Genomic DNA, 22665 nt, shown 5'->3' with positions numbered 1-22665 from the left:
TCTCAGGCGAGTCCGCAATGGCCCGATGGGCCTCGATCTTCGAGACTCGCTTTCTGCCCCTGCGTCAGGTGCAGACGGTGGCCACGGGTGGGAGCTGATCGTTCAGCAGGTAGCGGTCGATGGCGGCGTTGACGCAGGTGCTGCCCTGCAAGAAGGCCAAGTGGCCGTCGCCGTTCCGAGTGAGGAGGCGGCCCGAGGAGAGCTGGCGGGCGAGCGCCTGGGACCAGACGTAGGGCGTGGCCGGGTCGCGGGTGGTGCCGACGACCAGGATCGGCGGGGTGCCGGGTGCGGTGATGCGATGCGAGGGCTGGGTCGGCCCGACCGGCCAGTGCGCGCACTCCTGGAGGTAAGTGGAGTAGAACGCCCCGAACTGGGGTGAGACACGGACGAACTCGGGGAGTGCCGCCTCAGCCTGCGCGGGGGTGAACCGCGAGCCGAGCGGGGCGCTGAGGCAGCTGACCGCCATAAAACCCGAGTCGCTGACGGCGGAGTCTCCCTGGTCCGCGGCGGAGAGTTTCTGCAGCCCGGTGGTGCCGCGGTGGGTCACCTTGCTCAGCAACACGCGCAGGTCCTCCCACGCGGGCGCCCGCAGCCATGTCGTGACAACGACAAGGAGGTATTGCCCTGTGATGGTGACGTCCTTGTCTGGCTGGAGCGGGTTCTGGTCGAGTGCGGCCACCAGGGCGTCGAGGGTGCGGTTGGCTTCCTCGACGGAGTGGCCGACGGGGCAGTCGGTGCGGGTGGCGCAGTCGGCGGCGAAGGACTCCCAGGCGACCTGGTATCCGTGCGCGGAGTCCAGGAAGTGGTGGTAGCCGTCGATGGAGGGGTCTACGGCTCCGTCCAGGACCATGCGGCCCACACGGGAGGGGAAGAGTTCGGCATAGGTGGTCCCGAGGTAGGTGCCGTAGGAGAAGCCGAGGAAGTGCAGCCGTTCGTCTCCGACGAGGGCGCGCATGAGGTCCAAGTCCCGTGCTGCCTCCAGGGTGCCGACGTGGGGCAGTAGCCGCCCGGAGTGCAGTCGGCACGCATCGGCGAACTTTTCGTTCACCGCGTCCACGCCCTCGAAGTCCGGTTTCCCGGCGGTGGTGATCACACCAGCATTGGGGAGGGCCAGGGCCGTGCCGGTGTTGCAGTCCACCGGGGTGCTGTCGCCGACCCCGCGCGGGTCGACCGCGACCAGGTCGTAGGCGGCGCGCACCAACGGCGAGAAGGCATCAGCGGCGTCCCACAGTCCGGTGATGGCCGGGACGCCTGGACCACCGGGGTTGTACAGCAGGGAGCCGATCCGTTTCGCGCCGGTCCCCGTGGCCCGTTTGCGGGTGGCCGCCAGCGTGATGTCGCCCACGTCGGGGTGGGCGTAGTCCAGCGGCGCCTTCAGGGTCGTGCACTGGAAGGCCGGTTTGTCCGGGCAGGGCTTCCAGTCCAGCTGCTGCTGGTAATAGCGCAGCAGACCTGCCGGGACGGGGGCCGTGGCGGCGGTGGCCTCCGTTCCGGCAGGAATATGTGCCGCGCTCAGCCGCAGGTGGGTGGCCGTGCACGAGGTCAGCAGCAGCCCGCAGGCGCTCAGCACCGCAAGCGCGCCGCGGAGCCTGCGCCGGGGTATTCGGTCACTGGTCGGGTCAGCGTTCATCGCCAGCCTTCACTTCCGCCCGCGCGGGACACGGGACTTGTGGGGATCGAGGGTGGGGTCGCGATCGTCGGCCCCGGCGCCGGGACCCGTCCTCGAGCGGCGCTCTCGCCGATCCGCCTCGCGATGTGTAACCAGTGCACCACAGATCGTGTTCGTGTGACCGTCGACTGAGCCGAATGTGTGAACCGTGCTGTTCCATGTTTCATACGAGGCCCCGTCACAAGTTCCCGCGGCCATAGGCAGGGGGCGGGCCACCTCCACCAGTAGCCGCAGAAGCGGGGCCTCGCTGATCTGGGACCCCTTCGGCAACCAACGCTGTGGGAACGCGAAAGTGCCTTTTGAACTGGGACGATAGGGCCGGCCCGCTGGAGGAACACCGCGAGATCGTGCAGCGTGTACGCCGTCCCGAGGACCTGAACGCCCAACGCCCCGCAACCGAAGGACGACCTGCGCGTCACGGCGCCAAGCGGCCGACCACGGCACCACCCGGGTCATCGGCCAGCACGACAGCTGCGGTGATCCGCTTGCCCACCGGCTCGCGGTGAACGGCGAAACTGGCGCAGACCGCCATCACGATCTCCAGACCGTGTTGCCCCACCCGGCGCGGGTCGGGCGCCAAGACTGCCGGCAACGTCGTGCTGCTGTCCCACACGCTGATCTGCACGGCTCCGTCCGCGATCTCCAGCGTCAGCAGGCACGGCCCGGGCGCGTACTTGCGGGCATTGGTCACCAGCTCGCTGACCACAAGCTGCGCCATGCCCATCGCACGCCCCGATACGGGAAACCCGTGAACGGCCTGCGCATCAGTCAGAAAGGAGCGGACCAGATCCCGAGCCTCACCAATCCCACCGCTGCCCTCGAAGACTGCGGACACCGAAACAAACCCGCCGACCAGCGACATCGAGTCGCCATCCTCCGCCGCCTGATCCATACGGTCCGCCCTGCTCTCCGCACAGCCATACACCACCAAACCCGCATACCCCCAAAACATCATGCAATGCGGCGAGAGCCCATCAAGCAGCCACCCACCACTGTCGCGACCCGACAGCCCCGCAACGTGACACAACCACGGGATGTGTGGGCTTCTCTTCAATCAGCCATAGCGGACGATCTTGAATGCCTATAGCGAAGCCCTGGGCCGCGACCCCCACGTGCATGGCTGCTTGAAGAAACCGGCCGCTCTCGCCGTGCCTCTCACGAGTGCAGATAGCTGTCCTCAGCGGCCATGAGCGGCCCACACAGACGGCCGAGGCTTGAGAGGCGGGGCCTTTGTCGTCCCCAAAGGGTCTGCGGTAAAGACGGGCCGCCGCGCTACGCCACCACCCGCCTCTCCCCTCCACAACCGCCGCTACTCGGCGGCAATGTCGCGACCGGCCGGGAGCACTACACGTGTCCGCAAAAAATCTTCGTCCGTCGCGACGGACGCCCCTCCCCTCCCCGTAGAGCACAAGTCGGAGCTGCACACGAGGCCGAAGGGTGAACGGGATGAGTGTCGAGACCTGTGTGGAAGGGCTGACCAAGTCCTTCGGCCACCAGGTCATCTGGCAGGCCGTCTCGTTGACGCTGCCCGCCGAGGAAGTCTCGGTGCTGCTCGGCCCTCGAGGACGGGCACATCGGTGTTCCTCAAGACGCTCGTGGGGCTGCTTAAGCCGCAGCGGCGCTCGGTGAAGGTCGCGGGCCGGAACATCACCCGCCTGCACGAGCACGACCTGTACGAGGTGCGGAAGCAGTTCGGCGCACTGTTCGGCTCGAAGAACATGTACGACAACATCGCCTTCCCGCTGCGCGAGCACACTCACAATGGCAGGTCCTAGAAGCGGGCATCGTGCGGTCTGACGCGCGCTCGGCCCGGTCCTGGTCGTGGCCGACAGCAAGGTGACCAACACCGCCGCGCCCGAGGGGCAGGCGCGCACCTACCGGCTCCAGCTCGACCTCGCGCGCATCGCCGGCAGCTGGCTAACCTCCGACGTCGCCTTCGTGGGCTGCCCCACCCGTGAGGCCATCGATGAGAAGAGACACCGTGGCAAACCCGACCTCCCGCACCCGCGGCACCGGCTCACCGGCCCGCCGCATCATCATGACCGCTACCGCCCGCCTGGCGGCAGCCACGCGCGCCGGGCGGCCCACACCCCCCGAGCGCGGTGCCCGCCAGGAAGAGCAGACTCCCTCCGGGCGCACCCTCTTCGTCGAGCCCCCGCCGAACGGCTGGGAGGACCCGCCGGAGCCCGAGCCGTTCGAGGCGGAGCCGGACGACGGCGCGCCCCCACGCACGGCCGGGCGGAGCGTGCTCACCGCGGTACTGGGTCTCGTCCTCGTGGCGGCCCTGGTCGGGGCCGCCGTACTCGAGTGGCACTACCGGTAGGGACGGCAGCCGGAGCAAGCCCGCAGCGAAGCCCTCGCGGCCGCGCGGAAGGCGGCGCTGGTCGTGCTGTCGCACGCCTACCGGCACCTGGACCGGGACTTCTCCCAGGCCCACGCCTGCTGACCGGCCACTTCCGCGACCAGTACGGCAAGACCACGACCGCGGTGGTCGCGCCCCCGGAAGCCCACAAGCCACTGCCCCGACCCGACACCACATGCCGAGCCGGGGCAGCACTCCCGAATCCGGCCACTCTCCAGGCGTGTTGACCTCGCAACGGTGCACCACCCCCTGTGACACTGCCGCCTCAGTACACGCTGGAGAGAGTGACCCGATCATGAGGGTCAATGGGCCCGCCCTCTTGGGGGAGGTACGCGGGCGCCGACGTGCAGGGGCAGGCCCGCTCCCCCCGTAACGGGCCCGCCTCCGCTCGCAAGGGCCGAGGCAGGCCCGTTTCCCCCCGTGACAGGCCTGCCTCGGCTCCCAAGGACCAGCCTGGGCGCCAACACGTGGCAGGGGCAGCTCTTCAAACTTGCGGCAGCGTCGCCGGATCAGGGCCCGCAGGCTGGTCCGGGCTCCCAACCCTCGCGGCACCCTCAGCGGGAATCGCGATTGGCCCAGTTACACGCTGAGCTTGCGGAGCTGCGCCTTGATCTGCTTCAGCTCTTCCATGACGCAGTCGACGGCGGCGTCGAGCAGGAGCACGGGGTCCTTGGCGGACCAGAAGCGCACCACTTCCTCCAGTTCACGCTTCCAGAAGGCTTCCTCGTCCTGAACGTCGAACTTGAGGTGCCGGGCCAGGTCAACAAATCCCGGTCCGGCGGTCCCCGAGTCCTGTTTGACGACGAGCGCCGAGAGCATCGGGCCGCCGTGCTCGACTTCGTACATGCTGACGTGGCCCAGGGCGGGGAACATGCCACCCCGGAACGGCGGCTGACTCATCCCTGGGTGCAGCCCGCCGGGGTCGATGAGCAGGCCGAGCCATCAGCCGCTGGCCTGCGAGGCTGCCGGTGGCTGCGAGGCGATGCTGTAGTCGTAGTCGTACTCGTGGGCGCGCTGATGAATGAAGAACGAGAGCACGGCCCCAAGGGCGATGAACAGGACGACGAGAGCTTTGCCCGCGCTGCTGAGCAGCAGCGGGCGGGAAGCCGAGCGGGGTTGGTCGGCGGGGTTGGGCTCGTCCCCGAACAGTCGCTTGGGGTAGGCCGAGGTCAGCATCATCACGTAGCCGTTCAGACGCATCCCGTAGCGAGTGGTGGCGGCGGTTGCCTCGAACAGTGGGCGCGGCATCCGGCCGAGGATCAGCACCAGAAGCCAGAAGATGGGGCAGACGACGAACCACCCGTAGATGACCAGCTTCGCAAGAATATAGGCAGGTATGAGCAGAATGATGCGGAAGAAGACGGCGAGGGGGCTGAGCCTTCCAGGATGGATCTCGACCTGGACGGGGTGGTCGGGCGCCAGGAAGGCGAAGGGCGGGTAGGTGTCGACCAACAGCATCGCGTAGGCGGTGACGCGGGTCGCGTAGGCGAGGTAGCCGGTCAAGAATGACGCGATCGATTCGGGCAGCCGTCCGGTGAACAGGGCGGCGAACCAGCCGCCGACCGTGTAGACGAACGCGGCGATCCCCAGGAAGAACAAGGCGACGTACTGGGGAACCAGCAGGAGCCAGCGCAGCAGCACGCTCCAGCGGCGCTGCCGGCCAGGCTCGGGGAGATCCAACTCTGGGAGCGCCTCCGTTGGTGGGGGGCGGTGCACCCACGTCTGCTCTGCCATGGCCAGCTCCTGCCCGATTCGCGACTGCGCCCGGTTCAGAGCTTCAGGATCACGCCGCTGGGCCCGGTGCACGCGCGGTGAGGACCAGTCGGATGAATTTCGGATGAATACGGAGGCTGGCGCGGCGGCACGCGACGAGAGATGCGCGCGGCCTGCCGGTCAGGCTGTCCGACGCCACGGGCGGTCCCGCTGAGGCGGTTGCTGTACTTCGCTGCAGTATGGAACGACAAAACACCCTCCGGGATGATCCCGAGTGGGCCTTGAGGTGTGCGCACTCGGCAGGATTCGAACCTGCAGCCTTCTGATCCGTAGCTCTAGCCGGATCGGTCAGCGGCGGTCATGCCGGCCGTTACGAGGCCCCGGACGGACGCTACCGGACGCGGGCGATTGCTGGGGTTGCGGTACCTGGCTGCTGTACCGCAGGATCCCGGCGGGGGTGACCATGGAACGGCATGTGTTGGAATCGCTGTTGGCCGGTGACGATGAGGCGTCCGGGAGGGGTCTGGCCACCCTCCGCAGCGGGGCCACCTACTGGGTGGCAGACCGGGCACAACCCGCAGGACAGCATGCCGGAGTCTTCAAGCACCGACTGCAGCGCATGCGGATGCACGGACTCGAACCTCTTGGGCTGGAACGAGCAGTGCAGCTCGTCCGCGAACATGGCCGGCCCGTGCGCACAGGGCTGATCGATTCTGCCGATCGGACATGGACCACCCTGCTCTTCCTCGCCGAGGACGGCAGCGCACTAGTGGCCTGTGCCGGCTGGCCGCTGCCGCTTGTCAGGAAGCCACCGCTTTAGGAGAGAGGTGAGGCGAGTGCGGCTCTGACCTGCGAGATGGCCATGTGAGCGAACACGGGACCAGTCCTCCGCCGGGGACCGTCGTTCCCCGTGGTTCTCCGCTGGATCTGGCACGGCTCGATCACCGTCGTCTGGTGCGCGGTGCACGGCCACCATCCCAGCGACGCCGCCGTCCACCGCGCACGGGCCCCCTGGTACACCACCAAGACCGACCCGTCCCTCGCCGACATGCTCGCCAAGCTCCGCCGCGTGATCATTGCCGCCCGATTTCTCCCCGTCACCCAGGCCCCCCGACAGACGCCGAAATCCAGGCCGTCCACCATGCCTGGGCCCAAGCAGGCCTCCAACACACAGCTTGATCACACCGGCCCCGCGAGAACAGCGAAGGTCGAGTGATCACGTTGTGACGCAAGTAAGTGCTGCTCTTCACCCCTGTATTGATCTCGCGATCAGTCCCTGCCATCCGTGACACATCGGGCCCACGCCACGCTGAAGGCTGTGGCCCAGGACGTGGGTCAAGGCGCCTACCTCTTGGAGAGGCTCACGGGCGCCAGCGTGCAGGGGCAGGCTCGTTTACCCCCGTGACGGGTCTGTCCCTGCTCGCGAGACAAAGGGGCGAGCTGGCGCCCAACGCGCGGCAGGGCGCCCAGGCCTGCAACACGACAGGGCGTTGGGGACCGTTACCGATCGGACGGCCGGGAACTGTCAATCGTCACGAGCAGGTGGGCGCCGTCCGGGGATTGCGCTGACGGAGACCGGGCCGGTCAGCGCGGCCGCACTCCCGCCGCGTTCACCTCGGGCTGTTGCACGCGGGGAGCTGCCAGTCGTGGGGGTGCAGGTCGCTGTCCAGTACGGCGTCCAGACACACGGCGACCGTCAGGGACGCGCCGGGCAGTTCGGCACGGTTGCGTCCGGTGACTTCGCACAGGACGGAGGTCGGGGCGGTGACGGTGATGGCGCCCTTGTGCCAGGCCGGGAGACTGAGGTGCGCCGTGTACATCCCGGCGCGCACCACGACCGCCTCGGTGCGCTGGGCTTTGAGATCCACGTGGTGTACCGCCTCTCTTCCCCTTCACGCCACCAACGGTCGAGGGATGGACCGGAAGTGAATGTGATAGAGGGTCGGTTATGCGCTGCTTGTCTCCAGGGCGACTTCGGCGCCGTTTTGTCGCGTGCCCCAGCCGGTTTTGGCGCAGGTGGCCATGCCGTACCAGTGCAGGACGCGCAGTACGGTCCACCCCATGAGGATCGCGAGCGGCATCATCAGCCAGGTCACGGCCCGGGAGCGGATCCGCTCGTCTGAGCGGATGACGCCCAGGTAGCGCAGGCCCTGAGCCCAGCCGATGAGGAAGGGGACCGCGAGCATCGCTGTCGTCGGTGGGTTGTGGTACCGCAGCGGCTCGACGATCAGCAGCCACGCGAGGACCATCTGACCCAAGATCATTTCGAACCAGCGCAGCAGGTGCAGCCAGTACGAGGGTCGGTGCAGCGGTAGATAGCGCATACGCCAGATCGATCGGATCGTGGAACCACGCATCCACCGCAGGTACATGCGGGTGAAGTGCGACACTTTCTCCGGCATCGCGGTGAAGACGACTGCGGAGGATTGCTGCACCGTGGGCCCGCGCAACGCTGCGTACAGCGTCAGCATGCTGTCGTCGGAGAGCATGACGGGCCGGCCCATGAAGGTCTCGTTGAGGTACGACCCGAGGTTGTCTCGTATCACTTCTGCCCGATAGGCCGCCAGCGGACCGGAGTTGACGAGCACAGAGCCGAGAGCTGACTGACCTGAGCGGTCCACGAGCTGGGAGGTGACCAGCCACAGGTCCGTGACCCGGGAAAAACACTGTTGTCCTCGCCAGCGGACCAGCTTGGCGACGCGGGATGGCCACGGCATCCGTCCACCGCTGGCCCGGTGCAGCTCCGGGCGCTGCGGGCCGCGGTTGTTGGTGGCCAGCACGATGCCGGCAACCGCCTGGACCTTGCGGCGGCCGAAGGGAATCAACAACTGCTCAAGAGCATTGGGCGCCAGGCAGGAGTCGGAGTCCACCGTTACGTAGATGTCTGCGTTCGGGCTGACCCGCACACCATTGGCCTGGGCGTGACGTTTGCCGCCGTTGGGCACCCGCTGCCAGGTCGTCTCGATCCCGAGCCGGTGAGCCTCCAGATGCCACCAGTTGCGCAACTCGGCGTAGTCGGTGCTGGTCGAACCGTCGTCCACGATGTGCACGGAGTCGGGCAGGCGGCTCTGATGCAGGAAGGATTCCAAGCCCAGCCGAAGGTAGCCCGGGTCTTCATTGAAGACCGGCACCAAGATTGAGACGTGCAGCCCCTTGAGCTGACGAGCGGTCCGGGGAGTCAATCGCCGAGGGCGCTCCAGGTGGTACAGGAACGTTTGGATCATCAGCAGCGTGAACAGGGAGACCCAGACCGCGAGCATGCGGCTGCCGGTGTGGTCCTTGACCTGCGAGAGTGCCAGGGCGTGCTGTCCGGCCCAAACCGCGGCACCGATGAGGACCACGATGCCCATGAAGACGGTGGCGGACCGGTGCTGGTGGGCAGCCAGCACCGATGTATTCCGCCGGTTCGGGGTCACTTCTCGGCGACGTCCTTGCTGCGACGGAAGCCAAGACGCACCGCGACCGCCCCGACGACGACGAGAGCGGCAGCTATGCCGATCATCCAGCCGCCCAGGGTGTAAGTGACGCCCCCGATGGTGATGGCGCCCAGGCCGGTCTTGGCCAACTGCGAGCCGTAGTCATTCATGCGACAACCTCCAGAAAAGTCGTGATGAGGGTTTTAGGCGAGGACGAACCGACGTCATCGCCCAGCCGGGCATAAGGCCCGGAGGCAGGGGTGATCTCAGAGATCGATGAAGCGGCCGGCGCAGGAGGCGGTCACAGCACCACGCGCGCGGGGGCCGAGTCGAGGCGGTAGGTGGCGTCCAGTACGGTGCGCTCCTCGGGCACCTCGGAGAGCCAGCTCAGATCCGCCTGAGGGTGCAGAGTGTGAATGAGGATCAGGTCCCAGGGCTCGTACTCGGGTGCCGTCTCACTGGTCAGTTCCACTGCGCCGAGCCGGAGCACAGGAACCAGCGGGTCGGTGAAGCGAACCTTGACGCCCGCGGCCGCGAGCCGGTCCATGATTTCCAGGGCGGGCGACTCACGCAGGTCCGCCACACCAGGCTTGTAGGCGACGCCGACCACCAGCACCTTCGCCCCCGACAGGCTCAAGCCGCGGTCGGCCAGAAGCTCCCGCACCCGGTCCACCACATGGGTAGGGCGGGAGGCAATGGCTGTCATGGCGGTGCTGATGAGCGGAGAGGCAACGCGCTGGGCACGCAACTGCCACAGCAGGTAGTGCGGGTCGCAGGGGATACAGTGGCCGCCCACACCCGGACCAGGGTAGAACGGCATGAACCCGTACGGTTTGGTCGCAGCCGCGCCGATGATCGGCCCAGGCTCAAGCCCAAGCGCATGGCAATCGTCAGCGAACTCATTCGCCAGGGCGATGTTGACCGCCCGGAACGTGTTCTCCCACAGCTTGGTCATCTCCGCCTCCTCCGGGGAAGCGAGGACGTGCACCGACGGCGCGGTCCGCCGCAACAGCGCCGCGGCCAGCGCCGTGGAATGCTCTCCGGCACCACCGACAACCCGGGGAGTCGTGTCCTGGGTATGCAGGGAGTTGCCAGGGTCGATGCGCTCCGGAGAGAACGCCACGAACACCTCACGGCCCACCGCGAAGCCCCGCTCCGTCAACGGACGCACCAGCAAATCGCGCGTGGTGCCCACATAGGTGGTCGAGGTCAGCATCAGAAGCTGACCAGGCACGGCATGTTCCACCGCGGTAGCACACGCAGCCGCCATAGCGGTCAAGTCCGGGACCAGGTGGCGGTCCACAGGGGTGGGCACGCAGATCAACACGGTCCGAGCCCGCGCGAGCTGCGCCGGGTCAGCGGTAAGGGTGAACCGGTCGTCGGGGAGGTACCGGCTGAGCCGATCGTGGTCGCTGGGCAGGAGATCTACCTCGCGGCGCCGGATGGCCTCCAGACGGCCCTCGTCGGCGTCGAGCCCAATGACCTGGTTACCCGCGGCCAGCAGGGCAAGAGCCGTAGGAAGGCCCACGTATCCAAGCCCCACGACAGCGACGGGAGCCACCGCGTGCTCCGCGGCATCCGCAAGCCCCGCAACAGACGCATCCGCGGATCGCACGGTGGACTGCAATCCTCCCCGCCCAGGCAGGGGCTGACGGAGCGTCGGATGCACACCGGGCGCACTGTCGACGTAGTTCATACAAGTCCCCCCAAAGCGACACGCGTTCACATCATGTGTGACAGCGGTCGCGATCAGTGAAGGTTTGAAACCACAGCGACTTAAGGCCAGTCGAAGCGGCATGAAAAGGTTCTGTGATGATCCTGTGATGAATGTTGGGTGTAGCTGGAAACAAAGCCAGTGCAGACGACCAGCAACCCGCCGGCCGCGACCGGGTGCAGACATGGCATCACCCCTGCATCGGCGGGAGTTAGGCCAGCACCACCCCCATACGCCGAAGCCATCGGAATCCGCCCCTCCCCTGCAGAAGATCACCCGCGAGGTGGGGCGCCAATAACATGAGGGCTCTGCGAAATGGGCGGTTGAGCTAGGCGGCCTGGGAGCGCCGATAGTCGGCGAGGGCGCCAGCAGCCCACAGCGGGACCAGCCGCGGGAGTTCGGTGCGCGGGACGGCGCCGCGCACGCAGCGCAGGCCGAGCTTGGCCAGGGAGTCGGCGGCCTCGTTGAGGGGGTGACCGGCGTGGGCCTTCTCGTGGACGAAGGTCAGGTGAGGGGTGTACTCGGCGAGCAGCTGCAGCTTGACCAGGCTGGGCCGACGGCCCTGGGCGCGCAGGTGGGTGTCGTAGCCCTCGGGCATGTCCGACCCGCCCTGCTGCCAGCCGTGCAGGTGCCGCAGCGCCTGCAGGTTGTCCACGCGAACCTCGATGGGCCGGCCGGGGTGCGTGAGGAGGACCGCCTTGAGACCCAAGTAAACGGCGCGCAGTTCGGTGACGACCACGCGGGATTGGGGGCGTACGAGGTACTTCGGGTAGAGGTGAGCGCGCAGACCGGTGTGGCCGGTGGTGGCGAGGTAGCCGGAGGCCACCCGGTCCGGGCCGACCGAGGCGTCCGTGGCCAGCACGATCGGCCCGGCGACGGCCTTGACCTTGTCGTTCACGCACACCTGGCGGCGAGCGGATACGGCGGGGCGGGGTGCGTGGGCGAGGGGAGAACGACGACCCATGACAGTTGTTGCCTCCTTGTCATCGCGATAGGGCAGTGGGAGAGAGGGCGGGCGCGGTGACGCCCTCCGATCTCGGTCGTGTGGGGCAGGTGTCATCGCGGTGTTGCAATGACCCCTGGCATCCACAGCTGTGGACGAGCTCCGGCGCGCTGGTGGGTCAGATGGCAGCCGGGGCCTTCCTGTACCAGTCCGTGATCACCTTGGTCAGGTGCACGACGTTCTGCTGCCGCATGATCGGGGCGGAGGCGTTCGGCTCGAAGTCCTCGTTCGCAGCCGTGGTACGCCAGATGCTGTCCTCGGTGACCGGGGCAGCCATGTGCCGGTCGAGCCGCTTGAAGAACTCCTGGATGTCACCGTCCTCGGCTCCGGCCTCCCGCAGGTTGCGGTAGACGCCGCCCAGCACGCGGAGCATGCCCACCGAACCCAGGAGCGAGGACTCTCGCAGCCTCATGGCCTTGGTAGGGGCCGCCGGCGGCTCGTTCTTCTTCTTCTCCGAGAGCGAGGGGTCGTAGTTGTCCACGTCCTCCTCGGTGATCTCCGCGAGCGCGGTGAAGGCGATGGAGATGACGTCCAGGAAGCCGCGGACGCTCTCGATAACCTCGTTGTCGGTCAGCGACTCGACCTTCTTGCTGACGCGGCCACCGGGGCCGGCGATGACGGCCCGCGTGATGTCGGCGACATGCTTGGCGCCCATCAGGTTGCGGTTGGCCAGGGTCATCCGGTCCCGCTCTATGTCGATCTTGCCCAGGAAGAGGGGGTGGGTGACGATGTCGCTGAGCGTCCGGTTCGCGATGCGCGAGGTGTCGAAGCGGGCCCGGACGGCACCGGAGATGCCCTTGGCGTTGTCCGCGACGTCGACGAACATCTGCTGGCCCTTGACGCCGTCGGGCTCCACGTAGATGTCGATGCCGACGAACTCGTCCTTGAGCCGCTGCATGCGGCCGATCAGAGCCTCACGGTCCTGCTGCAGCTTCACCTTCTTGGCCTCGTTGGCACGCTGCATCTCGCGATCGATGCGGGAGACCTCGTCAGTGATGCGCTTCTTCTCCAGGTGAACGCCGAGGATGCGGTGCTGACCGTCGATCGTGATCAGGCGACCGATACCGCCGATGGACCACGGAACGGTGAGGTAGCCGACCGAGCCGTCCTCGCTGATCGGCTCGAAGCGGCAGCTGCCGGTGTCGCGAATGAGGAGGGCCGGAGCCACCCAGCCGGGGGTGTCGGCGAGGTACTGGCCAAAGCCCTTGGCGTGGTTGATGTCCACCTTGCGGTTATCCGGGTCCGGCTTGGCCGGGTCGGGGATGGTGAGGATGACCGAGAGGTCGGAGAGCGGGATACGCGTCGTGTAGACGGTCCGGCCGCCCTGGCTCGTGCGGATCGCGAGGTAGGTGGACTCCTCACGCACCAGGGAGAGGCGCGAGGAGTCGACGGTGATGGTCACGGATGACTTCCTTTCCGAGTAGGTAGCTCTCAGCGGCAGAGGGAAAGAGGGGCGGGCAGCGCGTAATGCCCGTATGGGTCAGGCGCCAGCTGCGTGCGGCGGGTAGACCTGCCGGTAGACGGTGAGGAACAGCTCCAGGTCGGCGCGCTCGTCGGGCGCGGTGTGACCGGAGGCGAGGCGGGTGCGGGCCTCACGGTGGGCGCGGCGCAGGTAGCCGCTGCGTTCCAGGTGGCGCCACAGAAGGCGGAATGCCTGCTGGTGGTCGTAGAGGGTGGTCTCGTAGGACGTGCCGGTGATGTGGCGGGCCTGGACCAGCAGGGCCCGGAAGTTTTCCCCGGCGTCGCGCTTCAGCATCTGCGCCAGGTGGCGGCGGTACACGGTCAGTTCGGGCTCGCCCGTCTCGGTCAAGCAGGTTTCTCCACTCGTGAGGCCTCGTCTGCTGTCCCAGGGCAGGCCGAAGCGGCCGTAAAGGGCCCCGGGGCGCTTCCGCCGACCACGGCCGACCGGAAGCGTCTACAGAAAAGCATCGCAGTGAAAGCACTGTCAACCCTGTTTACGAGCTTAGCTAGTGGTGTAAGGTGGCCCCCGTCCCCGATGAGAGGTGAGAACACGTCATGGCCCAGCCGTCAGCCCAGGTGACAGCCGCGGAGATCTCCCGCATCGCAGGAGTCACACGCGCCACCGTCAGCAACTGGCGCCGCCGGCACGACGACTTCCCAGCACCAGCCGGCGGCACCGAGACCAGCCCGCTCTACGACCTGGAAACCGTGCGCGCCTGGCTGCGCTCCCGCGGCCAGACCTCCGCCGCCGCCCCCGCCGAGGAGCTCCGCACCCTGCTGCGACTGCGCCCTGCGGTCGCTGACTCAGCCGTACCGCTGCTCCCCCTGGTCCTCGCCACCTCCCGCCGCTCCCCGCACGAGCTGACCGCGCTCGCCGACCTGCCGGACGCAGACCTCGCCGCACGCGCGGACGCCACCGTCGCCGAGCTCGCCGACACGGTCCCGCAGACCGAGGCCGCCCCCTTCACGGCAGACGACGCAGGCATCGTGCGCGCGCTGATCCACTGCGTACGAGAAGAAGGCGCCCGGGCCGCCCTCGACGTACTCGCCGAGCGTGAACTGGAAGACAGCGCCTCCACCGGCACCTACCAAACCCCCGACCGCCTGGCCGACCTCATGGCCCGCCTACTACCCGCGGACACCGCCCGGGTCCTGGACCCCGCGTGCGGCAGCGGCACCCTGCTGGCCGCCGCCGCACGCCACGGCGCCCGCGAGCTGTACGGCCAAGACTCCCTGCCGGTCCAGGCCCAACGCAGCGCAGTACGCCTGCTGCTCGCCACGCCCGACGCGGCGGTGGCCGTACAGGCCGGCGACAGCCTGCGCCACGACGCTTTCCCCCAGCCCCCAATGGATGCGGTGCTGTGCAACCCGCCCTACGGCGACCGTGACTGGGGCCACGACGAGCTCGCCTACGACCCCCGCTGGGCCTACGGCGTCCCACCACGCATGGAATCCGAACTCGCCTGGACCCAGCACGCCCTGGCCCACCTGCACCCCGGCGGATACGCGGTGCTGCTCCTGCCCCCCGCCACCGCCGCCCGCGCCTCCGGCCGCCGCGTGCGCGCCGAACTGGTACGCGGCGGCGCCCTGCGCGCCGTCGTCGCCCTGCCACCCGGCGCGGCCGCACCCCTGCACATCGGGCTACAGCTATGGATCCTGCAAACCCCAGAGCCCGACAGCCCGGACCGCACCTCGGTGCTGTTCGTAGACGCAGCCGCCGAGCGGCAACAGGACAGGCCACGCAACCGGTCCGACAGCACGCTCGGCTCGCCGGGGACGCGTCGACGCCGCGACGCCCTCGACTGGGACGAGCTGACCGACACCGTGCTGGACCACTGGACGGCCTTCCGCGCCAACCCGGAGTCCTTCCCCGACCAGCCCGGCATCGCCCGGGCCGTCCCCGTACTGGACCTCCTCGACGAGGTCGTCGACCTCACCCCGGCCCGCCAGGTCCGCGCCCTGCCCGCCGACATCGACCCAGCCCAGGTGGCACGGCAAGCCGACGACCACCGCAAGCAGTTGACCGAGCACGCCCACCTCCTGGCCGAGACCGCTCAGGGCACATGGCAGCCCACCAGCGACTCCCCACGGCAGTGGCGCACGGCCACCCTCTCCGACCTCGCCCGCGGCGGCGCCCTGGAGATCCTGCGGGCAGCGACCGACACCCGGGAGAAAGCCGAGGGCGCGCGATGGAGGGCCGAGAACACCGGACGGCCGGTCCTCCAAGGAACCGACATCGCGGACGGCGTGCCCGTCTCCGGCACGTTCCTCGACAGCATGCCCCTGAAGTCTTCACCGGTTATCGCCGAAGGGGACATCCTGGTACGCGTGTTCACAGGGGACGGCGGAAACATGGCCCGACTGGCCGACCGACAGGACATCGGCGTACTGCTCGGCCACGACCTCTACCTTCTGCGCCCCGACCCGACACGACTGGACCCCTGGTTCCTCGCAGGCTTCGTCGGCGCACACGACAACATCACCGGGGCATCCACCGGCAGCACCACCATCCACCTCCAACCCGGCCGACTGCGCGTACCGCTGCTGCCCCTGCAGGAGCAGCGTCGCTACGGCGAGGCCTTCCGCCGCGTCCACGAACTACGCACCGCCGCCCGCCAGGCCACCGAACTGGCTCACGAGTACGCGGCCCTCCTGACCACCGGCCTGACGGCGGGGGCGCTGCTCCCACCCGAGACTGCGTCGACCTGACGCACTGGCACGCTTCTTCACTCATCCACCACACTCGGCCGCACCCGCCCTCTCGCCCGGCGGAACGGCTCGGAAGGAACTCGGGGAACCTTGAACAGCAGCAAGCACACGGAGCTGGCGAACCACGCCTGGTCCGTCGCCGACCTCCTGCGCGGCGACTACCGGCAGCACGACTACGGCAAGGTGATCCTGCCGTTCACCGTGCTGCGGCGCCTGGAATGCGTCCTGGAGCCCACACGGGACAAGGTCCTCGAGACGGTGGCCCGCTTCGCTGGCCAGGACATCGACACCGACCGCTTCCTGCGGAAGGCCTCGGGCCAGGCCTTCTACAACACCAGCGATCTGACGCTGAAGAAGATCGCGGCCGACCCCGGACACGCGGCCGGCAACCTGCAGGCGTACGTGGGCGCGTTCTCCGAGAACGCGCGCGAAGTCCTGGAGAAGTACGAGTTCGCCCAGCAGATCAAGAAGCTGGACGGCGCGAACCTGCTCTACCAGGTCATCGGCAAGTTCGCCGACCTCGACCTGCGGCCCGAGGTGGTCCCCAACCACAACATGGGCTACATCTTCGAGGAGCTCATCCGCCGCTTCGCGGAGCAGTCCAACGAGACCGCCGGTGAGCACTTCACGCCGCGCGAGGTCATCAGGCTCATGGTCAACCTGCTGGTAGCCCCCGACGCCGACGCGCTGAGTATCCCGGGCGTGGTCCGCACCGTCATGGACCCAGCCTGCGGCACCGGCGGCATGCTCAGCGCAGCCGAGGACCACATCAAGGCCCTCAACCCGGACGCCACGGTGGAGGTGTACGGGCAGGAACTCAACTCGGAGTCCTGGGCCATCTGCCGGTCGGACCTGATGATCAAAGGCCAGGATCCGGACAACATCGCCTTCGGTAACTCCTTCTCCGACGACGGCCACAAGCGGGCGAAGTTCGACTACCTGCTGGCCAACCCGCCGTTCGGTGTGGAGTGGAAGAAAGTCAAGGACGAGGTCGAGTACGAGCACAAGACGCTCGGCGACGCCGGCCGCTTCGGGGTCGGCCTGCCGCCCATCAACGACGGTTCGCTGCTCTTCCTCCAGCACATGATCTCGAAGATGAAGCCGGTCGATGTGCATGGCGGGGGCGGCAGCCGCATCGCCATCGTCTTCAACGGGTCACCCATGTTTACGGGTGCGGCAGAGTCCGGCCCGTCGAAGATCCGCCAGTGGATCTTGGAGAACGACTGGCTAGAGGCCATCATCGCCCTCCCGGACCAGCTCTTCTACAACACCGGCATCTCCACGTACTTCTGGATTCTGACGAACCGCAAGGACAAGGACCACAAGGGCAAGGTCGTCCTGCTGGACGCGCGGGACTACTGGCAGAAGATGCGCAAATCGCTCGGCGACAAGCGCAAGGAGTTGAGCGACAACCACATCCGCGAGATCACGCGGCTGTACGGGGAAGCCCTCCAGGCCGCGGGCAACCCGAAGCACCTGCTGCACGGCAAGGTCAGGGTCTTCTGGAACGAGGACTTCGGATACCAGCGAATCACCGTTGAACGACCGCTGAAGCTGCGCTTCGAGTTGACGGAGCAGACACTGTCGGCGCTAGCAGCAGCAAAGCCGGTGGCGAAACTGGAGCAGAGCGAGGAGTTCGTCGCTGCGCTGCGACCGCTTCTCGGAGCGTCATGGCCGACGAAGTCCGAGGCATTCGTCGACCTCAAGGACGCTGTGGTGGCGGCTGGCCTGACGTGGCCGACGGGCGCGCCGTTCGACAAGGCGGTACGGGAGACTGTGGGCGTCCGTGACCTCGGGGGTGAGGTCCAGAAGGTCAAGGGCAAATCCGAGCCGGACCCGGAGCTGAGGGACTACGAGAACGTACCGCTGGGCGAGGACGTCGAGGAGTACCTCAAGCGCGAGGTGCACCCACACGTTCCTGACGCTTGGATCGACCACAGCAAAACCAAGGTCGGCTACGAGATCCCGTTCACCCGGCACTTCTATGTGTACAAGCCGCCGAGGCCGCTGGCGGAAATCGACGCGGAACTGAAGACGCTGGAGGCCGAGATTCAAGGACTGCTGGGCGAGGTCACGAAATGACATTCCCTCACCCGACATATCCGACAGTAAAAATCGGACGAGTCGCACGACTCATTAGCGGGGTGGGCTTCCCGCATGAATTTCAAGGACGAGGGTCCGGCGATCACCCGTTTATCAAAGTATCCGATCTCACCGCATACAGGAGTGGCTATACCGTCACAGGGGCGCAGAACTGGGTGAGCCAAGCAGATCTTGGCGCGCTCGGTGCACGCTTGGCCCCGTCGGGTTCGGTCGTCTTCCCCAAAGTCGGTGCGGCTCTACTCAAGAATCCACGGCGCCTACTGGCACAGCCGTCAGCCATGGATAACAATCTCATGGCAGTTGTCCCTCAGGTGGGAGACCCTCGTTTCTGGGTGTATGCACTGTCCATCATCGACCTCGGCAAGTTCTCGGGATCAGGCCCTCTGCCATTTGTGAACGAAGGGCAAGTCCGGGATCTGCAAGTTAGCTTTCCGAGCGTGGATGAGCAGCGCCGCATCGCCGACTTTCTCGATGCCGAGACCGCCCGCATCGACGCACTAGCAACCGTGCAGCAACGACTCCTGGATCTTCTGGCCGAGCGCCGGGCAGCAAGTGTCGTTGCCGCAGTTGCTGGCAGCCACCACAGTGACAGCCGAAAGCCCTCTACCTTGGCGTGGCTCGATACCGTTCCGTCGCACTGGCAAGAGGTGCGCGTCGGGTTGCTGGCTCGGATGGGTAGCGGACACACACCGAGCCGTTCGCATCAAGAGTGGTGGATGGACTGCAACATTCCTTGGATCACCACTGGTGAGGTGAAGCAGGTCCGCGAGGACCGCGTAGAGGACCTGCACGAGACACGCGAGCAGATTAGTGAGCTTGGCTTGGCGAACTCGGCTGCGGAGTTGCACCCAAAGGGCACCGTCTTCCTCTGCCGCACGGCTTCGGCTGGTTACTCCGGCGTCATGGGACTGGACATGGCTACAAGCCAAGACTTCGTCACCTGGACCTGTGGTCCACGACTCAATCCCTACTACTTGCTGTGGTGCCTCCGAGCCATGCGGCCGGACCTGTTGGGTCGGCTCGCCATGGGGTCCACTCACAAGACCATCTACGTACCCGATCTGCAAATGCTCCGAATCCCGCTCCCATCACTGGATGAGCAGGAGCAGATCGTGCGTAGCATCCGTGGCCAGAACGCGCGCATCGACAGACTGACCGACAAGGTCCGCCTGCAAATCGCGCTTCTCAGGGAACGCCGCCAGGCGCTAATTACCTCCGTCGTAACTGGCCAGCTCGACGCAGCTACCGCCAGCGGGCGCAACGTAACCGAGGGGGTAACCGTATGAGCCCGATCCACCACGAGTCCGCCTTCGGTGAGGCCATAGTCGCCGCCATGCGAGACCGCGGCTGGCGCGAGGCGAACCCGAAGGACTACCGGGCCGACCTCGGCTTGGACACCAACGAGTTGTTCACCTTCATCGGGAAAACCCAGGCCGACGAGTGGGGGGAGCTCCTCGCCCTCTACGGAAACGACCCCGACGAGGCCCAGTACGGCTTCGCCAAGCGGCTTGACCAGGCCATCGCCACCGACGGCCTGCTGGAGGTGCTCCGCAAGGGCGTCAAGGACCGGGGCGTCCGCATCCGCGTGGCGTACTTCAAGCCGAACCTGGTGGCGAACGACTCCGTGCTCGCCCCCTACCGGGCCAACCGGCTGACCGCCGTCCGCGAGCTGGTGTACGCGACCAAGCAGGCTAACAAAGGCAAGGAACTTGACCTGGCCCTGTTCCTCAACGGAATCCCGGTCGCGACCGCCGAGCTGAAGAACGGGCTCACCAAGCAGGGCGTCGAGCTGGCCAAGAAGCAGTACCGCACCGACCGCGACCCGACCGAGCTGATCTTCACTCGTCGGGTCGTCGCGAACTTCGCCGTCGACACGGACCTGGTCTTCGTCACCACCCAGCTGCGCGGCGAGAAGACCCGGTTCTTGCCGTTCAACACCGGCTCCGAGGGCCCCGGCCGGCCCGGCGGCGCGGGAAACCCGCATCAGGCCGCCCCCGGCACGTACCCCACCTCGTACCTGTGGGAGCAGATCTGGCAGCCGGACAACTGGCTGGATCTGCTCGAGCGGTTTGTGCACCTGCACAAGGCCAAGACGCCTAGCGGCAGCACCACCAGGACCCTGATCTTTCCCCGCTACCACCAGTGGGACGTGGTCAAGAAGCTCACCGCGCACGCCGCCCGCCACGGCGCCGGGCACAACTACCTGGTGATGGCCTCTGCCGGCTCGGGCAAGTCGAACACAATCGGTTGGCTCGGCCACCGGCTCAGCGACCTGCACACGCCCACTGACTCGAAGGAGCTGGACCCGGAGGCCGTGGCGAGCGGGCTCAAGCCGGGCCAGCCGGTCTTCGACAAGGTCATCATCATCACCGACCGCCGCAACCTGGACGCCCAGCTGCGGGAGACGGTCGGCAGTTTCGAGCAGACCGCCGGGCTTGTCGTGAAGATCGACGAGAAGCACGGGGCGAAGTCCGAGCAGCTCGCCAAGGCGCTCTCCAGCGAGACCGGGAAGATCGTCACGGTCACGCTGCACACTTTCCCGGCGCTGCTGGACTACCTCAAGCGCAGCCCCACAGAGATCCAGGGCAGCAACTTCGCGATCATCGTGGACGAGGCCCACTCCTCACAGTCCGGTGACGCGGCCACCGCCGTCCGGGCCGCACTGCGTGACCTGGGCTTGGACTCCGACTCGGACGACGTGGGCGCCACCGAGGCCGAGCTGACCATCGAGGCGAAGCTGAAGCGGAAGGCCGCCCAGCGCGGCCGGGCCGCCAACCTCTCCTACTTCGCGTTCACCGCCACGCCCAAGGCCAAGACGCTGGAGCTGTTCGGCACTGAGGACGTGGTCGATGGGAAGGTGACCTACCGGCCCTTCCACATGTACTCCATGCGGCAGGCCATAGAGGAGGGCTTCATCCTCGACCCGCTGCGGAACTACGTCACCTACAACACGTACTGGAAGCTGGTCAACGAGAACCCGGACGAGCGCGAGGTCGACCCGTCCAAGGCGAACACCCTGCTCGCCCGGTTCGCGCTCACCCACGACTCCACGGTCGCCCAGCACGCTCAGGTGATCGTTGAGCACTTCGTGGCGCATACCCGCGGCCGGCTCGGCGGCAGAGCCAAGGCCATGGTGGTAACCCCCACCCGACAGAGCGCGGTACAGATGGCGCGGGCCATCAAGAGCTACATCCGCGACCGCGAGTACGACAAGAAGTACCCGGACCTCGGCGTCCTCACCGCCTTCTCCGGCACCCTCACATACGAGGGCGAGGAGACCACCGAGTCCAAGGAGAACGGTGGCCTGGCGGAGAGCACGCTGCCGAAGGCGTTCGCGTACACCCGTGCCGACGACAAGGCCACCCGGTCCGGCGGCCCCGGACAGCCGGAGTACCGCATCCTGGTCGTCGCCGAGAAGTACCAGACCGGCTTCGACCAGCCGCTGCTGACGACGATGTACGTCAACAAGAAGCTGGCCGGCATCTCCGCCGTGCAGACCCTCTCCAGGCTCAACCGCACCGCTGAACGCAAGTCCCAGGCGGACCTGGCCGTGCTGGACTTCGTCAACGACGCGGAGGACATCCGGGAATCGTTCCGGCCGTACTTCGAGGAGGCGGAGACCCTCCCGTCCGACCCGAACCTCCTCTACACCGCGCAAAGCCGTGTGATGTCCCCGCCGATCCTGACCGAGAAGGACATGCAGGAGTTCGCGGAGGCCTACCTTGCGGCCGAGGAGAAGGCGGCCGGCTTGCAGGCGAAGTGGGAGAAGCTGCACGCCGAGCTGTACCGGCTCCTCGCGCCGGCCGTGGCCCGCTTCACCAAACTCGCTGACAGCGATGAGGACGACGACCAGGAGACCGCGGAGGACTTCCGCGCGGACCTGAACGACTATGTCCGCAAGTACGGCTTCCTCGCCCAGATCGTGCCGTACCAAGACGCCGAACTCGAGAGGCTCTACCTCTACGGCCGCCACCTCCTCAACCGGCTGCCGCGACGCTCGGACGGCGGGGTCGACATAGGCGAGGTCGACCTTAGTCACCTGCGGGTGGACAAGACCGGCGAACACGATCTCGGCCTCACCTCCGAGGGCCCGACAGTGCTGCCGGGCTTCGGTGACGGCGCGGGCGGGGCCAAGGAGCCGGAGAAATCACTGCTGTCCGAGCTGATCGAGAAGTTCAACGCCAAGTTCGGCACCGACTTCACCGAGCAGGACGTGATCCAGCCGTTCGAGGAAGCCGTGGCCGATCGTGATGTGCGGCTGGCGGCGTGCGGCAACACCGACCCGGAGAACTTCGGCATCGTCTTCGACAGGGTCTTCGAAGACAAGATGGCCGACCACATCGACACCATCGCGGGCCTGGGCCGCCAGTACTTCGGCCCGGACAAGAGCTTCAAGAGCTCCCTCAACCGCAGTGCACGACGCGCAGCCTGGCGGATGATCCGTCGGGAGGAAGGCATCGACGACAACGCGGCGTGACGCTGGTCGGGGCCGGGCAGGGGCATGGAATCCTGTCC

17 protein-coding genes and 2 pseudogenes are annotated in these 22665 nt (G+C 67.2%); 8 read left to right on the top strand and 11 right to left on the bottom strand.

What is annotated here, in order from left to right:
* Positions 1–64: 64 nt before the first annotated feature.
* Together ACIBJF_RS37815 and ACIBJF_RS37810 are read right to left on the bottom strand one after the other, a co-directional pair.
* The gene (locus ACIBJF_RS37815) at positions 65–1630 is read right to left on the bottom strand and encodes an alpha/beta hydrolase (protein ID WP_399180808.1); all 1566 of its coding nucleotides are present in this window, start codon (positions 1628–1630) and stop codon (positions 65–67) included.
* 454 nt (positions 1631–2084) lie between these two features.
* Positions 2085–2561 carry an ATP-binding protein gene (locus tag ACIBJF_RS37810; RefSeq protein ID WP_399180806.1) on the bottom strand — a complete coding sequence of 159 codons (477 nt, stop codon included), beginning with the start codon at positions 2559–2561 and terminating at the stop codon, positions 2085–2087.
* Between the two features lie 554 nt (positions 2562–3115).
* On the opposite strand from ACIBJF_RS37810, the pseudogene ACIBJF_RS37805 reads away from it, so the two are divergent.
* From ACIBJF_RS37805 to ACIBJF_RS37795, 3 genes and pseudogenes are all read left to right on the top strand, one after another.
* A pseudogene (locus tag ACIBJF_RS37805) lies at positions 3116–3441 on the top strand (ATP-binding cassette domain-containing protein); the annotation flags it as partial.
* Positions 3426–3613 (top strand): annotated as a pseudogene (locus tag ACIBJF_RS37800) (hypothetical protein); the annotation flags it as partial. The pseudogenes ACIBJF_RS37805 and ACIBJF_RS37800, both read left to right, overlap by 16 nt.
* A gap of 37 nt (positions 3614–3650) precedes the next feature.
* On the top strand, positions 3651–3992 hold the full coding sequence (locus tag ACIBJF_RS37795; RefSeq protein WP_399180804.1) for a hypothetical protein: 342 nt from the start codon (positions 3651–3653) through the stop codon (positions 3990–3992).
* Between the two features lie 618 nt (positions 3993–4610).
* Here ACIBJF_RS37795 and ACIBJF_RS37790 read toward each other — a convergent pair.
* Together ACIBJF_RS37790 and ACIBJF_RS37785 are read right to left on the bottom strand one after the other, a co-directional pair.
* Positions 4611–4904 carry a hypothetical protein gene (locus tag ACIBJF_RS37790; protein ID WP_399180803.1) on the bottom strand — a complete coding sequence of 98 codons (294 nt, stop codon included), beginning with the start codon at positions 4902–4904 and terminating at the stop codon, positions 4611–4613.
* Between the two features lie 69 nt (positions 4905–4973).
* Positions 4974–5765 carry a DUF4389 domain-containing protein gene (locus tag ACIBJF_RS37785; protein ID WP_399180801.1) on the bottom strand — a complete coding sequence of 264 codons (792 nt, stop codon included), beginning with the start codon at positions 5763–5765 and terminating at the stop codon, positions 4974–4976.
* 889 nt (positions 5766–6654) lie between these two features.
* On the opposite strand from ACIBJF_RS37785, the gene ACIBJF_RS37780 reads away from it, so the two are divergent.
* Positions 6655–6960 (top strand): hypothetical protein, encoded by a 306-nt coding sequence (locus ACIBJF_RS37780; protein ID WP_399180799.1) that lies wholly within the window; start codon positions 6655–6657, stop codon positions 6958–6960.
* A 394-nt stretch (positions 6961–7354) separates the two neighbouring features.
* Here ACIBJF_RS37780 and ACIBJF_RS37775 read toward each other — a convergent pair whose 3' ends face one another.
* The 7 genes from ACIBJF_RS37775 to ACIBJF_RS37745 all read right to left on the bottom strand — a co-directional run bounded on the left by ACIBJF_RS37775 (position 7355) and on the right by ACIBJF_RS37745 (position 13687).
* Complete coding sequence (locus ACIBJF_RS37775) at positions 7355–7612, bottom strand: hypothetical protein (RefSeq protein ID WP_399180798.1); 258 nt, start codon at positions 7610–7612, stop codon at positions 7355–7357.
* Positions 7613–7690: 78 nt separating this feature from the next.
* Positions 7691–9160: a glycosyltransferase gene (locus ACIBJF_RS37770; RefSeq protein ID WP_399180796.1), complete on the bottom strand. Its 1470-nt coding sequence runs from the start codon at positions 9158–9160 to the stop codon at positions 7691–7693.
* Positions 9157–9330: a hypothetical protein gene (locus ACIBJF_RS37765; protein WP_399180795.1), complete on the bottom strand. Its 174-nt coding sequence runs from the start codon at positions 9328–9330 to the stop codon at positions 9157–9159. Before ACIBJF_RS37765 ends, ACIBJF_RS37770 begins: the two co-directional genes overlap by 4 nt.
* Before the next feature lie 131 nt (positions 9331–9461).
* Complete coding sequence (locus ACIBJF_RS37760) at positions 9462–10856, bottom strand: nucleotide sugar dehydrogenase (RefSeq protein WP_399180793.1); 1395 nt, start codon at positions 10854–10856, stop codon at positions 9462–9464.
* A gap of 346 nt (positions 10857–11202) precedes the next feature.
* Entirely contained in the window at positions 11203–11838 is a 636-nt protein-coding gene (locus ACIBJF_RS37755; protein WP_399180791.1) for a ribonuclease HI, read from the bottom strand.
* 157 nt (positions 11839–11995) lie between these two features.
* Positions 11996–13279 (bottom strand): DNA sulfur modification protein DndB, encoded by a 1284-nt coding sequence (locus tag ACIBJF_RS37750; RefSeq protein ID WP_399180789.1) that lies wholly within the window; start codon positions 13277–13279, stop codon positions 11996–11998.
* A 78-nt stretch (positions 13280–13357) separates the two neighbouring features.
* Positions 13358–13687 (bottom strand): hypothetical protein, encoded by a 330-nt coding sequence (locus ACIBJF_RS37745; RefSeq protein ID WP_399180787.1) that lies wholly within the window; start codon positions 13685–13687, stop codon positions 13358–13360.
* Positions 13688–13893: 206 nt separating this feature from the next.
* Between ACIBJF_RS37745 and ACIBJF_RS37740 the strand changes: the two genes are divergently transcribed.
* The 4 genes from ACIBJF_RS37740 (at position 13894) to ACIBJF_RS37725 (ending at position 22627) form a co-directional block, all read left to right on the top strand.
* Complete coding sequence (locus tag ACIBJF_RS37740; RefSeq protein ID WP_399180786.1) at positions 13894–16047, top strand: N-6 DNA methylase; 2154 nt, start codon at positions 13894–13896, stop codon at positions 16045–16047.
* A gap of 90 nt (positions 16048–16137) precedes the next feature.
* Positions 16138–18129: an N-6 DNA methylase gene (locus ACIBJF_RS37735; protein WP_399180784.1), complete on the top strand. Its 1992-nt coding sequence runs from the start codon at positions 16138–16140 to the stop codon at positions 18127–18129.
* Between the two features lie 299 nt (positions 18130–18428).
* Positions 18429–19436, top strand: coding sequence for a restriction endonuclease subunit S (locus ACIBJF_RS37730; RefSeq protein ID WP_399180782.1), 1008 nt, complete (start codon positions 18429–18431; stop codon positions 19434–19436).
* Positions 19433–22627 carry a type I restriction endonuclease subunit R gene (locus ACIBJF_RS37725; RefSeq protein ID WP_399180780.1) on the top strand — a complete coding sequence of 1065 codons (3195 nt, stop codon included), beginning with the start codon at positions 19433–19435 and terminating at the stop codon, positions 22625–22627. Before ACIBJF_RS37730 ends, ACIBJF_RS37725 begins: the two co-directional genes overlap by 4 nt.
* Positions 22628–22665: the final 38 nt, after the last annotated feature.

The organism is Streptomyces sp. NPDC050743, from assembly GCF_044456925.1.
GTDB lineage: Bacteria > Actinomycetota > Actinomycetes > Streptomycetales > Streptomycetaceae > Streptomyces.
The sequence above is the reverse complement of the archived record's forward strand: the minus strand, read 5'-3'. Positions and strand labels throughout refer to the sequence as shown.